Genomic DNA, 14,775 nt, shown 5'->3' with positions numbered 1-14,775 from the left:
CGCGTGGGCTTATGTGATTTCTATTTTTGTCTAACCCGAAATCAGGAAACTTTCTGCTTTTTATTATCGGCGTTTTTCTGTTTTCTATTCATAGTCTCCACGGGGCTTCTCTGCCCCACGTCCGGCAGGGCAACCGTGTCCACGCTTCTTTCTTTCACATTCATAATCAGCATCTGCAGGCGGTTTTCCAGATTGGCAAAGCTCACATCCGGATCGTAGTCAAGCGGCAGGATCTGGGCGTCCGGGTACATTTCCCGCATTTTTTTTACGATGCCGCGTCCTACCACATGGTTTGGCAGACAGCCAAATGGCTGTAAAATCACAAATGCCCGGCAGCCATGCGCCGCATGGTGCAGGATCTCGCCCGGAATCAGCACGCCCTCGCCCGCATCAAAGGTGTGCGGGATGATCGGGTCACTTTCCTTTACCAGTTCCGGCAGGCGGCAGACAGGCGTATAGAGCGGATGCTGTTTCGCTATCCGATCCGCTGCCGCGTGCGCAGCGTCAAATACCCGGTTCGCCACATGATACCAGTTTTTCTTGACAAACGGCTTTTTCAGATGATACGTCCGAATCTGCTCATCCTGGCAGAAATACGTTTTCCGGATAACATCCGTCATCCGCGCCTCGATAATCTCAAATCCATTTTTCTCCAGGTAGCGCTCAATCTCATGATTCGCGCCCGGATGGAAATTGAGGAGATACTCGCCGATGATCAGGACGCGCGGGCGCGGCTGGCTCCGGTCATATTCGATCGCATTCATCCGCTGGATCGCCTTTTTAAAGCCTCGCAGAGCGCCTGAAAACCCATGCTGCTCCAGACCATCCACGACGAAATCCATCGCCTCGTCAAATGCCTGATCGCTGCTTCCGGAAACCTTCTCATACGGGCGGATCTTGCGAAGCAGCTCTTCCAGAATATCGATCATCGGAAGCGCTCCCGCCAGACGGATCGCCGACATAAGGTTCATCCGGAAGCCCGGATGCAGATCATGATAATCGACGTCATCGTTCGTCAGAATCGCCACCTCCGGGTAGCCGGCGTCGTTAAGCGCCTTGCGAAGCAGCGCACTGTAATGGGTCAGGCGGCAGTCACCGATGTATTTTCCCATACCGATCGCCGTCTCAGATGGCACATACTGACCACTCCGAAGTGCTGCCAGCGCCTCGCCGATGACAATCTGCGCCGGGAAACAGATATCGTTGTGGACATACTGCTTTCCGAGGCGGATCGCCTCTTCCCTGCCGACCGCCAGCGGAACTGCCCGGATTCCCTGTGTCTTCAACGCCGCCGACATAATCCGGCAGAACGCGTGGGAGGTGTTCGGGACCAGAACCGTGCGCTTCTTGCGGTCTTCCACCTCAAATTTAACCGAATATGGATCCGAAAGTTCGTGAACCTGCCAGGATTTTTGAATGTCTGGTCCCAGCGCAGCCGTCCCGCATTCATTTCCGCCGCCCGCATTCTCCTGTCGGCTTGTTCCAGGCTGGTTTTGCAGCCTCTCCGCCATCTCCCGCTTCTTCCGCCGCATGTTGATCGTCTCCAGGAAGGAACGCACCCGAATCCGCAGCGGTCCCTGTACCTCGCTCTCGTCAAGTTTCAGGATCAGCGGTGATTTTCCGGAGATTTCCCGCATCATACGCTGGATCTCATCCGACAAATATGCGTCATGCCCGCATCCAAAGCTTACAAACTGGACATATTCCAGATTCTGGCTCTGTGCCGCCAGAACCGCGGACGCCAGCATCCGCGCGTGGTAATTGTTTACGACATCCAGACGGCTGTGGCTTAAATCCACATTTTCAATGCCCGGAACAGAATCTGCCGTCAGAACCGGAACGCCGAACTCGGTCAAAAGCTCCGGCAGGCTGTGGTTGACAAGCGCATCATTCTGATACGGTCTTGACGCCAGCACCACCGCATAGCGCCCCTCTTTTTCCACCTCTTCCAGAACCTTCGCTCCCGCCTCTTTCAGGCGGCTCCCAAACTGCCGCATCGCATCATTTCCTGCAAGAACCGCCTTTTTCGTTTCCGACGGCTGGATGGAAAATGTCTGTTCCATATATGTAATAAGCTGACGTTCTTTATCTTCCTCCCTGTACCAGTAAAATAACGGTGCATCAAACGGAATGCCCCACTGTTTCTCCGGAGAATCCGAGTTGCGGATCACAAGCGGATATCCCTTCACGACTGCACACATGGACTCGCTCGTTGATTCCGTATTTTCCGATCCGATCGCCGCAATCGACGGCATAAAAATACGATCCACTTTCTTCTTTACCAGATCGCGGATATGCCCGTGCACCAGTTTTGCCGGAAAGCAGACGGTATCTGAAGTTACCGCGCTTAAGCCTTCCTCAAACATCTTGTGCGTGCTCGGGGATGAAATCTGAATCTCAAAGCCCAAAAAACGCCAGAACGTCGTCCAGAACGGCATCGTATCCCAGAAAGCAAGGACGCGCGGCAGACCGATGGTTATATTTCGCCGCACAGTATCAGACACAGCATTCGGCACAAGACCAGTCTTAGCGGCTGCCCGCTCTGAATGACTTTTTGCAGACGATGCATCCCCTTCTTCCGCTTGATCCAGATAATCTGCAAACAGGAGTTCTTCCCGCAATTTATAGAGATTTGGCACTTTATTCCGGGTTTCTGACGCTATTTTCAGTCGCTCGCGCACCTTCACATCCTTCGGATCGCCAAGAATCTCGCCCCGCTCACAACGGTTGTTCGTGATCCATGAGGTTCCATTCGAAAACCGCACCACCGCACGCTGACAATGGTTCATACAGAACGGACACGGCACATTCGCCTCCTGCTGCCAGGTCAGGGACTCCATTTGATCCAAACCAATAAAATGCGGCTGTTTCCGGCTCTGTGCTTCTTCCTTCGCTAAAAGCGCCGCACCGATCGCCCCCATAATGCCCGGATACGGCGCCCGGATCACCGGGCGGCCGACATACTGTTCCAGCGCACAGAGAACCGCATCATTTTCAAACGTTCCGCCCTGTACCACAATCCTCTTTCCCAGAGAATCCAGGTTCGACACACGGATAACCTTTGTAAATACATTTTCAATGATCGAACGGCACAGCCCCGCCATGATGTCCTCCGGCAGCTTTCCATTTCTCTGCTCCGTCACGATACTGCTCGTCATAAAGACGGTACAGCGGCTTCCGAGCGCAGCCGGATGCTGCGAAGAAAATGCCTTTTCAGCAATCTCCCGCGCCGGAATATGCAGGAGGATGCAAAATTTTCCAAAAACGACCCACAGCCGGATGAGCAGGCTTCATTCACGACAATATTTGTGATAACGCCATTGTCCAGCCAGATTGCCTTCATATCCTGACCGCCGATGTCCAGAAGAAACGTCGCATCCGGCGTGTATTTTGCCGCCGCACGCGCATGTGCCACCGTCTCAACCGCGTGTGTCTCGGCCGAAAATGCACGTGAAAACAGCATTTCTCCATAACCGGTCGTCCCGGCTGCCAAAATCTCCAGCCGCACGCCGTGGGACGCATACTTTTCCCGCATCGCAATCAATGCTTTCTTTGCCACCGTCAGCGGATCGCCTTGATTCGGCGCATAAAAGGAATCCAGAAGTTCCTCATTCTCATCTAACAGGACAAATTTTGTCGTCGTACTGCCCGAATCAATACCCAGATATGCCCGCAGCGTACTGCCTGACTGCGGATATACTGTTTTTCGTTCCGGACGTCTGTGTCTCTCCTGAAATTCCGTCTGCGCCGCCTGATCGGCAAAAAATGGACGGGAACGGAACGTGCCCTCCGCCATCTCATCGCCATTTCCGGCTTCACTTTGTTTCTTTGCTTCCTCGCGCGCCGCACGCACCTTCTCGATCCGATCTAACAGTCCGTCTGCCGTGGCGAGCGCCTCTTCCTTCGAAAAAAGCTTCACTGCCGCACGCGCCGCACCGCAGGCAATCAGAAGTTCCGGCCGGTCCGGACTTAAAATTTCCTCCGGCCGAAGGTCCAGACGTTCAGCAAACACGCGCACCAGCGTCCGGTTAAAGGTCAGCGGACCGCCCTCAAAGACGACTGGCTTCTCGATCGAAAGTCCCTGTGCCAGACCGCCGATCGTCTGTTTAGCAATCGCATGGAAGGAGGAAAGCGCCAAATCTGATTTTTTAACCCCCTGATTTAAAAGAGGCTGGATGTCGGTCTTGGCGTACACGCCGCACCGTCCGGATATATCATATACGGTGGTTCCCTGTGCCGCCAGCGCGTCAAATTCCTCAACCGGCGTCTTAAGAAGAGAAGCAATCTCATCCACAAACGCACCTGTACCGCCAGCACAGCTGCCGTTCATCCGCATATCTGCGACCTGCAGCTCGCCCGTCCGTTTATCCTCCTGGAAAAAGATAATCTTCGCATCCTGTCCACCCAGCTCGATCGCCGTTCCGATTTCCCCGTACATGGCTTTCAAGGCGATCGAGTTCGCCACTACCTCCTGTACATAAGGGATCTCCAGCTCTTCCGAGAGGTGCTTTGCGCCCGAACCGGTCATCGCCGTCAGAAATGACCGCCCCGCAAGCGTCTCTTTCACCAATTTTACAGCTCTCGACACACTCTGAAGCTGATCCGAGTGATGGCGTGTATAGTCCGAAAACAGGACTTTCCCCGTTGCCGCCTCCATCACTGCCACCTTCGTCGTCGTTGAGCCAACGTCAATTCCGACGAGAATCTGTTCCTGTCTGTTTTGTCCCTTCTGTTCCATTCTGTATCTTCTAACTCCTTTATCCCAGATGTCTGCAAACTTGTGCGGTCATTCTATCCGACACAAGCAGCCTGCGCCCTGTCATCTCTTTTCTCTTCATCTTAACAACTTCTTAGCGTCCGCCAAAACATGAAGAAGAGGCATACGGTTTTTCCCCGCACACCTCTTTACCGTATGGATCTGTACGCATCTGCCTTCCAGCATTCTGTACAGCCATAAATATGCTACATTCTAACAAATTTAAAATAAAAAGTCAATTCCCGGCAGTTTCAAAAGTGCCGTAAGAAAACGTGGTGGCAGCAGGAATTTGCCGTATTGAAATGCGGAGCCACGGCAAATTCCGTTACTGGGCACGTATGCGTGAACCGTAACACAGTAACCTATCATCTGCCTGTTAGCGCATCAGCCCTGCGTAGAGCTCCGTCGGCACATACGCCTCCACGTAAATGCCATCTTCCCGGTACTCTTCTTTTAAAAGCTGACCGTATTTGCGGATCGTCTGGATGCGTCCAGCCTCCTGGTAGGAAAATACCTTTTCCAGATAAATCTTTCGGTTTCGCAGAATCATTTCCAGAATATCCTTCAGCTCGTCCAGCCCCGCGCCCGTCTTCGCGGAAATCTGCACCTGATAATCAGAATGCAGATCTTTCAGCGTCTCCGGCTGTTCCACCTGATCCATCTTGTTAAAGACTGTTACCACCGTCTTATCGCCGATCTTCAGCTGACGCAATGTATCATATACGACATACATCTGCGTGTCCATCTGCGGATTCGACGCATCGACCACATGTAGGACAATATCGCTATAACGTGCCTCCTCCAGCGTACTCTTGAACGCCTCGATCAGATGGTGCGGCAGTTTGCGGATGAATCCGACCGTATCTGTCAGCAGGATCTCCTGTCCGCTCGCCAGCTTTAATCCACGCGTCGTCGGATCCAGCGTCGCAAACAGTTTATCCTGTGCCAGGATTCCTGCACCCGTCAGAGTGTTTAAAAGCGTTGACTTACCGGCATTCGTGTAGCCGACGATCGCCGCCGACAGCGTATATTTCCGGTCGCGCTGTTTTCTCGTCACCTCGCGGTGGCGTTTGACATCTTCCAGTTCCGACTTTAGCTGCCCGATCCGCTCATGAATCAGACGGCGGTCCATCTCCAGTTTCTTTTCACCCGGTCCTCTCGTACCGATACCGCCGCCCAGACGGGACAGGGAACTGCGCAGTCCGACCAGGCGCGCTGCGCGGTAACGCAGCTGTGCCAGCTCAACCTGGATTTTTCCCTCGCTCGTCGTCGCATGCGCCGCGAAAATATCGAGAATGACCATCGTCCGGTCCATTACCTTCGTATCCAGCGCCGATTCCAGATTGCGAAGCTGTGCCGGGGACAGTTCATCGTCGCAGATCACACCGGTTGCGCCCATTTCCCAGACCATCTCCCGCAGTTCCCCGATCTTTCCACTGCCCAGATAGGTGCCTGGATGAATCTTCTCCCGGTTCTGCACCAGACGTCCGATCGCCGTCGCCCCGGCGGTATCCGCCAATTCCTCCAGCTCATCCAAGGACGCCTCCGTATCATCTTCATCTGAAGTGCTGACCGCCACCAGAATGACGCGCTCCTCCAATTCTTTCATATCGAACAATTCTGCCATATTACCTCCAATATTTACCGGCTTTCCAGAAAACGGATTTCCTTCTGCACCTCCGGTGTGTCCACACCGGCTGCCTGGCACTCCTTAAACTGTTCCAGCGCCTTCGCAAAATCGCCCTCTTTCTCATAGAGAACCGCAATATTCTGCCGGATTACCAATGCCGTCTCACTGTCCGCCAGCGAAAGTGCCTCCTCATAATGGGACATCGCGCTCTCATAATCGCCAGCCTCCATTTCACTGATCGCAAGCTGATTATAAATCTCCGGTCCCGACACGCCGCGCTCGATCGCCTGATTGCAATACTGGGCTGCGAGTTCACTGTCCCCGGCATCCCGCGCCGCCGATGCAAGCGCCGTAAACGCCAGACTCACCCCCGGAGCCGCGGCGCTGCTTTTTTTGCTGTTCTTCGCCTTTTCCTCCGCTGCCGCAAAATCCTTTTCGGCGTCCTCCGCCTGTCCGTCTGCTGCCTCCGAAGCCGCTTTATAATAGAGGTATTCCGCTTTTCCTCCATCCACCTCCGCCAGAATTCCATAGGTCTGCGCTGCCGCCTTATAATCCGCCAGTTTGTATTCTGCCTCGCCGCGGTATTTTAAAACATCCAGCTCAAAAGAATTGACGATCCCATCGCTCTCATCCAGCGCTTTTCCAAACGAATCGATCGCATCCTGATAATTACCTGCATTTAACTGCTCGATTCCGGTCATACGCGCTTCTTTCGCTTCCTTCGATTCAGCGCCGCAGCCGGAAAGGATGCCCAGTGAAAGCACCGCTGCTGTCAGAAAAAGACTTACTTTTTCTCGTTTTAACCTCTTTATCTGCTTCATTTTTTACCAAACCTTTTTATTAATTCTTTCCCGTACTTCCGATCCCGCCGCGATCTTTATTGTCAAGCTTCTCCGTCTCCTCAAATATGATCTTCGGCTGATGCTCCATGATGCGGAACTGGCAGATGCGGTCATTGACATGGATCACTGTATCACGCAGCGCATATGCCGGAAAATGCCACTGATCATTGTCCCCGCAGTAGCTCTCATCGATCACACCCATATGATTGGTCTGGATGATGCCGAAATTTTTAAAGGTACTGCTGCGCGGAACTACATGCGCCTCATAGCCCTTCGGCAGCTCCATCGCCACGCCAAGCGGAATCAGGCAAAATCACCCTTTTTCAGCACCACCTCACGCGCCGCACGCAGGTCGATCCAGTCAGATTTGCCGTCAATGTAGGCGAGGCGGTCAATGGCGTCTGTGAAATATTTGATCTTTATGTTCATGCTGTTCATATCTGTATGAAATCCTTTCTTATGTCACATTTTATCTGGTAATGGCTGCCTTGCAAGTTTGTTTTTCACAAAGCACCTCCCCGAAAAATATTTTTCAACTTTCCAGTTTCTCTATAATACCACACGCGCGCGTTTTCCGAAAGTATTAATTCGTGCAGGCACGGACTTTCGCTCGTTGCACGCGAAAAATCCCGGCGGCCTGGAAATCCAGAACCGCCGGGAAGGAAATAGGTTGGAGCTACTTCAATATCGGGATATTTTAAATGGATACTTTGCTGAACCAGCCATCAAATTATAAGAGGTTCATGAAAGTAGTCAGTACCATGGAGTTAAAGAAGTCTACGAATAAGCTTCCTACTAACGGTACGATGAAGAATGCACGCGGAGCCGGACCATAGCGCTCTACCAGTGCTCTCATGTTTGCCATTGCGTTCGGGGTTGCGCCCATACCGAAACCACAGAATGCGGTGGTCATTGCAGCTGCCTCGTAATCACGGCCCATGATGTTGAATACAAGGAAGTTTGCATACAGGAACATAACAACCGTCTGAACTAACAGGATAACAATCATCGGAAGCGCCAGAGCTGCTAACTGCCACAGCTTCAGGCTCATCATTGCCATCGCTAAGAACAGGTTCAGGGACAGACCGCCCAGTGCGTCAACTTCTTCCATCGGAAGATCTTTGTGCTGTACATCCCAGATGTTACGGATAGCGGCTGCTGCCAGCATCGCACCGATGTAAGTCGGGAATGTAAGACCAATGCTCTTAAAGAACGCGAAAATGAAGGTACCAACACCGATTGCAACTGCAAGGAATACAGCCGCGGTGGTGAATTTCTGACCGTCGATCGGCGATGCTACTTCGTCAACTGCATTGCCTTCCTCGGCTGCGGTTGATTTCAGATGGTGTTTCTCAACACGGGCACGGGCGATAGGACCACCCATCATACTGCCGGATACCAGACCATATGTAGCGGATGCCAAGGCAACTGTAGTTGCGCCTACAACTGCGTATTCCTGCTCCAGAAGCGGTCCGAAGGAACCACTCGTTCCGTGACCTCCAACTAACGGCATAGAACCCATACATAAGCCGAGAAGCGGATTCAGACCAAACGCTGCTGCCAGACCGCTGCCGACTGCATCCTGCACGATACAGATACCAACTGCCAGCGCCAGGAACATAAATACCTGAACGCCGCCCTTCTTTAACAGACGGAAGCAGGCGGTAAAACCGACGCTGCAGAAGAAGATCGTCATAAATACGCTCTGTAAGGTTGTATCAAAGGAAAGCTCCAGAACTCCTGTTGCATACAACGCCAGATGAGCGAATGCAAATACGACACCGCCCGCAACCGGAGCCGGTATACAATACTTGCTCAGGAAGGGCAGCTTTTGTACAAGCAATCTTCCCAGACAGTAGACCAGTGCGCCAAGAGCACACGCCTGATACATATCAAGCTCAAGTGTCAACATAAACAATTCCCCCTTTTGTTTTGCTGGCTTCTTTCATTTATGTAGCGATTTGAAAGAGCTGCTTGTTTGTTTGTGTTGACCTCATTTTCCACGTTGGCTACAAAAAGTTACAAGAAAATACAGAAATATGATGTTAAGAATCTGTTAATGTCAGAATTGAATGAATATTGTTAAGAAAACGTTAATATTTCATTTCCTTCTCTGCCTCTTCCGGCAGTTTCCCCTCAAACTTCAGCTCTTCCTCCGCCTCCATGCGGAACTCGTCGATTCGTCCCGGTGCCGGTTCCGGCAGTTCTTTCGTCGATCCGACTCCAAACCGGCGCAAAAATTCCTCCGTCGTCGCAAACAATGCCGGACGTCCCGGCACATCCAAACGCCCTACCTCGTAAACGAGATTGTACTCAATCAGTTTATTGACCGCGTGATCCGATTTAACCCCGCGGATCTTTTCAATCTCAAGCTTCGTGATCGGCTGTTTATAAGCAATGATCGAGAGTGTCTCAAGCACAACATCCGTTAAAATCTGCTTCTTCGGCGTCGCTGCCACCCGGATCAGATTCTCATAATATTCCGCGCGGGTCGCCATCTGCCAACTGTCCTCCAGCTGCGTGATCTGCATGCCCCGCTTTTCTGCCTCATAACGGCTCTGTAATCGTCTGACCGCCGCTTCCGCGCGCTCTGTATCCGTCCCGAGCGCCGCCGCAAGCTGGCGCAGCTCAACCGATTTTCCCATTGTAAAGAGAACCGATTCCACGATGGCTTCCTCGCGTTTTTCATCTAATTCTGGCATACTCTTCTCCTTCCTCCGTCGAAAGTTCCAGCTCTGCCTCGTCTTCCGTTTCATCCACATCCACTGTATCGAGCTGCATCTCATCAAACAATTTTTCCTGCACCAGATGAATCCGTCCCATCTTCATCAGCTCCAGCACTGCCAGAAACGCCACGACTATCTCCAGGCGATCGGATTCCCTCTCCAGCACATCGCTGAATTTAAAATGACGGTGTTCCCGCGCATAAGAAAGCACCGACCTTACCTTCTGCTCCAGGCTGATCGCTTCCCTGCGGATCGTGCTGAACCGGCTTCGCACCGGGTCAAGCTTATTGGCATTCCGCTTCATGACCGCGTCAAACACTTTCTGCAGCTTTGCCAGCGTCAGACCATCCAGAAGCTTGTCCAGATCCAGCGGTTCTTCATATTTCGCCACCTCCCGGGGAATCGTCGGTTCCTTAAAAAAGAGAAGCTCTGCCTCCTGCTCCCGCTCTTCCAGCTCCTGCGCCATATATTTATACATCTTATATTCCAACAGCCGGCGCACCAGCTCGGCGCGCGGATCTTCCTCGTCTTCTTCCTCTTCTTTTTCCACCTTCGGAAGGAGCATCCGCGATTTGATGTCCAGAAGCGTCGCCGCCATCACCAGAAAATCGCTGACCACATCCAGATCCTCATGATCCATCTGATTAACATATTCCAGATACTGCTCCGTAATCAGGACGATCGGAATATCGTAGATACTTACTTTATTTTTTTCAATCAGATGAAGCAACAGGTCCAACGGTCCTTCAAAATTATCTAATTTATAGGAAATTTCCATTCTTTCCGAACTCCTTCTTTTAGCCAGCTTTTTCTACAATCATATACCAAATTCCGTATACATCCACCTGTGCCGAAGAGTTATTCCTGCTGCCACCACGTTTTCTTACGGCACTTTCGGTTCCAAAAGTGCCTACCCGTGTACAATAACCAGAATCTCTCTATTGTTTTCCCCGCAACGTCACACAAACCAGCTCTGGCCGGTCATTCAGCCTCACATTGATCGAATGCGTCCCAAGCCCCCGGCTGACGATCATCGTCTTTCCGTCCGCATCAAACCGTCCGACGCACCATGGCAGGAAAAACTGGTACTGCGGCGTCATCACGCCTCCCAGCCCCGGGATCCGGATGGTTCCGCCGTGGAAATGTCCGCAAAGCGTCAGATCCGCGCCCCATTTCCGACAGGTCTCAAAAAAGAGGGGAGAATGAAATAATAATATCTCATACATTTCATGTCCGGCTTCCCGCTCCTTTTCCGCCAAGTCAGGAAAAAACGATTCTTTCATCTGTTGAAAACACGTCTTCTCTGCCGCAGTTCCAACCCGCTCCGAAAGCTCTTCCATCGGCAGTTCCGGCACCGTGAAATGATGCTTATAATATATCTCCCGCAAATTGCACCCAGTCACCCGGATCCACGGATTGATCTCCTCGCTCCGATCCGACAAATAATGAACCCCCAGACGTTTTAATTCTATCTGGAACTGATCATACAAATCTCCATACACATCCCGCTCCCGGTTCATCCGCTCCTCATGATTTCCGTTCGCATAGTAAACCGGCACAAAGGAGGTCAATTTTTCCAGAAGCGATACCGTGACGGTTAAATCTCCTTTTCCTTTACAGACCATCATATCGCCGCCGATCAGCACCGCATCTGGCTTGAATGCGCGGATCGCTGCCACCAGCGGCTCATTGTCCGTTCCATACACATTATCATGCAGATCCGACAAAAATACGCAGCGGAACGCAGCGCCATCCGGCAGCTTCGGACTCTCTATCTCATACTGGTCGGTCACAAAATGTTTTTTTTCATATTCCGAGCGGAGCAAAAGCCCCACTGTCACGGCTGCCAGTGCCGCCGCGCATGCTGTGATTGCGATCATTTTGTTTCCTCCCATGTCCCATTTTCCAATTGGCTGCCGGCTGATTTTTGCTGCTGTCCGCATCACTGCCATCCTTATATCCTGCAGACCCGAATCATTTCTATCCTGTTATCATACGGGAAACCGGTGTTTTCGTCAAGACAGGCAAATCCGTTGCTATTTTTTCGACCTCATGATAATATACTTTTAACAACACTGAAATGGCATTCACCTATCGTCAGCCATTTTTCAAAGGGAAATGAGCCGGTTACGGATATTTTCTTAATAACATAAATCAAGCGAGGTTTTCCATGCTTTCTTTTCTCCTGAACTGTAAACGGATTTACAACGATTTCATCAAAGACGAAGTCACGGTGTACGCCGCCCAGGCTTCTTTTTTTATTGTTCTCTCCGCCGCACCTTTTATCATGATTCTGCTGACGCTGATCCAGCTCATCCCCGCCGTCAGCCCGGAGGATCTGATGCACGTGATGACACAGCTTCTTCCCTCCAGCATCCACCCGCTGATTGAATCGGTAATCCAGGATATCCAGACTGTATCCCCGGCCGCCCTGCTCTCGGTTACCACCGTGGCAACCATCTGGTCGGCTGCCCGCGGCATGCTTGGGATCGAGCGCGGCTTAAACCGGATCATCGGCTGCCGCAAGCGCAGAAATTATCTTTTAGGACGTATCATCAACTCTGGCTATACCATCGTTTTTCTCCTGATGTGCATTTTCTCCCTGGTTCTGATGGTGTTCGGTTCCTCCCTGCAGCGCCTGCTATTCCGTTACTTTCCGATGCTGGACAGATTCGTTTCCTGCCTGATTAGTCTCCGGACGTTTCTTGCGCTGGCGCTGCTGACGCTCTTTTTCATCGCGCTGTACACCTGGCTGCCCTATGAACGGCAGGATATCCGTCTCCAGCTTCCCGGTGCGCTGATTTCCACCGTCGGATGGATCGGATGTTCCTACGGATTTTCCATCTACTTCAACTATTTCGGTAATTATTCTTATATGTACGGCAGCTTGACCGCCGTCGTGATCCTGATGCTGTGGCTGTACGCCTGCATCTGCATCCTGTTTTTCGGGGCGGAAATCAACCAGCACTGGCGCAGATAATCCCCAGCCTCAGGAACACCGGATACAGATAGCTTGCCCCAAACACTCCCAGCTGCTTTGGTCCGGTCACGCAGCCAAGCTCCTGCGCTTTTTTATACGCCACCAGGATGCTTGCACGCGTGACCGACTTTTCTTTCCGGCTGACAAACATCTCGTTGCCCCGGATCGTGTACGAATATTCCAGCCCTTTCGCCGTGTAAAATATTGCCCCTTCAAATGCAAGAATCGCTTCCCACAGGGCATCCGGCGTCTGTTCGCGCAGTAAAGTCTCCCTCTTCCGGCGCTGCACAGCTGTCTCCTGTACCTGGCAATCTGCTGTATCTGGTTTTATTTCATTCTCTTTTGTTTCATCCATTTTTCCCACATCCATTTTGGGATCTTATTTCTTCCGCGTCAATGAAACCACCGTCTCACAATTGGCAGTATGCGGGAACATATCCACGCAGCACACCTTATCCACCTGATATCCTGCCGCCTGGATCGGTTCCAGATCCCTCGCAAGGCTGGTTGGTTTGCAGGACACATAAACCATGTGGCTGACGCCAAAATTCAAAATCTTTCCGATCGCCTTCGGATGGATTCCGTCGCGCGGCGGATCCAGAACGATCAGATCCGGCTTTTCTTCCAGCTCGTCCACCACCTTGAGGACATCCCCCGCCAGAAATTCGCAGTTGCCAAGTCCGTTGCGCGCCGCATTCTCACGGGCTGCCTCGACTGCTTCCCCGACAATCTCCACGCCGACTACTTTCTCCGCCACCGGTGCGAGGATCTGCGCGATCGTGCCGGTGCCGCTGTAAAGGTCAAATACGACTTTTCCCTTCGTCTCACCCACATACTCACGCGTTTTCTCGTACAGCACCTCCGCGCCCAATGAGTTCGTCTGGAAAAAAGAAAACGGCGAGATCTGGAACCGCAGCCCTAAAAGCTCTTCGTAAAAATGCTCGCGTCCGAACAGAATGTCCGTCCCCTCATCTTTTACGGCATCCGCCAATGTATCATTTTTGGTATGCAGAATGCCCGCAAAGCTTCCCTCCATAGGAAGTGCCTGAAGGCGCTCCGTCCATCCCCGTAAAAGTGCTTCCTCGGTTCCCTCAAAGGTATCCGTCTGTGTCGTCGTGATCAGATCGACCAGAATCTCCCCTGTCTTGATCGCACGGCGCACCAGAAGATGGCGCAAATAGCCAGTATGCTGCATTTTTTTATAAAATCCAACTTTCTTTTCCTCAAAATATTCTTTTGTACAGACAAGAATCTTGCAAAAATCCGGATGCACGATATGGCATTCGTCGGTTGTAACCACATCATAAAAACTGCCGCGCTTGTGCATTCCCAGCGACATAGGACCATCCTTGACCTCATCACCGAAGGAAAACTCCATCTTATTCCGGTAGCCCTGCACCAGCGGGCTGCCTAAGATGCCCTCAAACTCATATTCCGGACATACCGCATCCAGAAGGGAACGAACCTGTTTTTCCTTGATCGCAAGCTGTTTCTCATACGGAATCGGCTGATAAAGACATCCGCCGCAGATACCAAAATGCGGGCATATATCCTCTGCCGTCTCTAACTTTGAGTGCTCGACAACCTCCAAAAGCATACCCTCGCATCGGCCGCCGCGCTTTTTATTGATACGGAACCGGATCTTCTGTCCCGGAAGCGCATTTTTGACGATCGCTTTCTCTCCATCTATCACAACTACGCCCTTATTTGGAAACTCAATCCGTTCTACAGTTCCTTCGTAAATCTCACCTTTTTTCATTGATAACTATATAGCTCCTTCTCTCAGTGGCTTTTACCGCACTATAATCACCAACTGCAAATGATTTTTCAACTCACAGCTA

Annotated in this window: 11 protein-coding genes and 1 pseudogene; 1 reads left to right on the top strand and 11 read right to left on the bottom strand. The window is 51.7% G+C overall.

Going from position 1 to position 14,775, the window contains the following annotated elements:
• Positions 1 to 41: 41 nt before the first annotated feature.
• The 9 genes and pseudogenes from DW085_RS19680 to DW085_RS07705 form a co-directional block, all read right to left on the bottom strand.
• A complete protein-coding gene (locus tag DW085_RS19680; RefSeq protein WP_284525734.1) occupies positions 42 to 3,221 on the bottom strand; it encodes an acyl-CoA dehydratase activase-related protein in 3,180 nt (1,059 codons plus the stop codon).
• Positions 3,155 to 4,738 (bottom strand): BadF/BadG/BcrA/BcrD ATPase family protein, encoded by a 1,584-nt coding sequence (locus tag DW085_RS19675; RefSeq protein WP_118492106.1) that lies wholly within the window; start codon positions 4,736 to 4,738, stop codon positions 3,155 to 3,157. Before DW085_RS19675 ends, DW085_RS19680 begins: the two co-directional genes overlap by 67 nt.
• Positions 4,739 to 5,132: 394 nt before the next feature.
• Entirely contained in the window at positions 5,133 to 6,383 is a 1,251-nt protein-coding gene (gene hflX / locus DW085_RS07735; protein WP_117795120.1) for a GTPase HflX, read from the bottom strand.
• Positions 6,384 to 6,397: 14 nt separating this feature from the next.
• Entirely contained in the window at positions 6,398 to 7,207 is an 810-nt protein-coding gene (locus DW085_RS07730; protein WP_118492104.1) for a tetratricopeptide repeat protein, read from the bottom strand.
• Positions 7,208 to 7,226: 19 nt separating this feature from the next.
• Positions 7,227 to 7,657, bottom strand: a pseudogene (locus DW085_RS07725) (dUTP diphosphatase).
• Between the two features lie 301 nt (positions 7,658 to 7,958).
• Positions 7,959 to 9,140, bottom strand: coding sequence for a sodium/glutamate symporter (gene gltS, locus DW085_RS07720; RefSeq protein ID WP_107001574.1), 1,182 nt, complete (start codon positions 9,138 to 9,140; stop codon positions 7,959 to 7,961).
• A gap of 181 nt (positions 9,141 to 9,321) precedes the next feature.
• On the bottom strand, positions 9,322 to 9,930 hold the full coding sequence (gene scpB / locus DW085_RS07715) for an SMC-Scp complex subunit ScpB (protein ID WP_118467432.1): 609 nt from the start codon (positions 9,928 to 9,930) through the stop codon (positions 9,322 to 9,324).
• Entirely contained in the window at positions 9,914 to 10,732 is an 819-nt protein-coding gene (locus DW085_RS07710; RefSeq protein WP_118492102.1) for a segregation/condensation protein A, read from the bottom strand. Before DW085_RS07710 ends, scpB begins: the two co-directional genes overlap by 17 nt.
• Positions 10,733 to 10,892: 160 nt before the next feature.
• Positions 10,893 to 11,834, bottom strand: coding sequence for a metallophosphoesterase (locus DW085_RS07705; protein WP_118492183.1), 942 nt, complete (start codon positions 11,832 to 11,834; stop codon positions 10,893 to 10,895).
• A gap of 290 nt (positions 11,835 to 12,124) precedes the next feature.
• Between DW085_RS07705 and DW085_RS07700 the strand changes: the two genes are divergently transcribed.
• Positions 12,125 to 12,934: a YihY/virulence factor BrkB family protein gene (locus DW085_RS07700; RefSeq protein WP_118492100.1), complete on the top strand. Its 810-nt coding sequence runs from the start codon at positions 12,125 to 12,127 to the stop codon at positions 12,932 to 12,934.
• On the opposite strand, the gene DW085_RS07695 is transcribed toward DW085_RS07700, so the two are convergent.
• On the bottom strand, positions 12,912 to 13,289 hold the full coding sequence (locus tag DW085_RS07695; RefSeq protein WP_107001672.1) for a hypothetical protein: 378 nt from the start codon (positions 13,287 to 13,289) through the stop codon (positions 12,912 to 12,914). The genes DW085_RS07700 and DW085_RS07695 overlap by 23 nt on opposite strands.
• A 24-nt stretch (positions 13,290 to 13,313) precedes the next feature.
• Positions 13,314 to 14,693: a 23S rRNA (uracil(1939)-C(5))-methyltransferase RlmD gene (gene rlmD / locus DW085_RS07690; protein WP_107001578.1), complete on the bottom strand. Its 1,380-nt coding sequence runs from the start codon at positions 14,691 to 14,693 to the stop codon at positions 13,314 to 13,316.
• Positions 14,694 to 14,775 lie beyond the last annotated feature (82 nt).

The sequence above is a fragment of the Clostridium sp. AF50-3 genome, assembly GCF_003477445.1.
Taxonomy (GTDB): Bacteria; Bacillota; Clostridia; order Lachnospirales; family Lachnospiraceae; genus Otoolea; species Otoolea fessa.
Note: the sequence above shows the minus strand (reverse complement) of the source record. Positions and strands in the feature narration are given on the sequence as shown.

Excerpts from the sequence above, each read along its gene's own strand:
- DW085_RS19675 (WP_118492106.1), bottom strand. The coding sequence starts at position 4,738 with ATGGAACAGAAGGGACAAAACAGACAGGAACAGATTCTCGTCGGAATT.
- hflX (WP_117795120.1), bottom strand. The coding sequence starts at position 6,383 with ATGGCAGAATTGTTCGATATGAAAGAATTGGAGGAGCGCGTCATTCTG.
- DW085_RS07730 (WP_118492104.1), bottom strand. The coding sequence starts at position 7,207 with ATGAAGCAGATAAAGAGGTTAAAACGAGAAAAAGTAAGTCTTTTTCTG.
- gltS (WP_107001574.1), bottom strand. The coding sequence starts at position 9,140 with ATGTTGACACTTGAGCTTGATATGTATCAGGCGTGTGCTCTTGGCGCA.
- scpB (WP_118467432.1), bottom strand. The coding sequence starts at position 9,930 with ATGCCAGAATTAGATGAAAAACGCGAGGAAGCCATCGTGGAATCGGTT.
- DW085_RS07710 (WP_118492102.1), bottom strand. The coding sequence starts at position 10,732 with ATGGAAATTTCCTATAAATTAGATAATTTTGAAGGACCGTTGGACCTG.
- DW085_RS07705 (WP_118492183.1), bottom strand. The coding sequence starts at position 11,834 with ATGATCGCAATCACAGCATGCGCGGCGGCACTGGCAGCCGTGACAGTG.
- DW085_RS07700 (WP_118492100.1), top strand. The coding sequence starts at position 12,125 with ATGCTTTCTTTTCTCCTGAACTGTAAACGGATTTACAACGATTTCATC.
- DW085_RS07695 (WP_107001672.1), bottom strand. The coding sequence starts at position 13,289 with ATGGATGAAACAAAAGAGAATGAAATAAAACCAGATACAGCAGATTGC.
- rlmD (WP_107001578.1), bottom strand. The coding sequence starts at position 14,693 with ATGAAAAAAGGTGAGATTTACGAAGGAACTGTAGAACGGATTGAGTTT.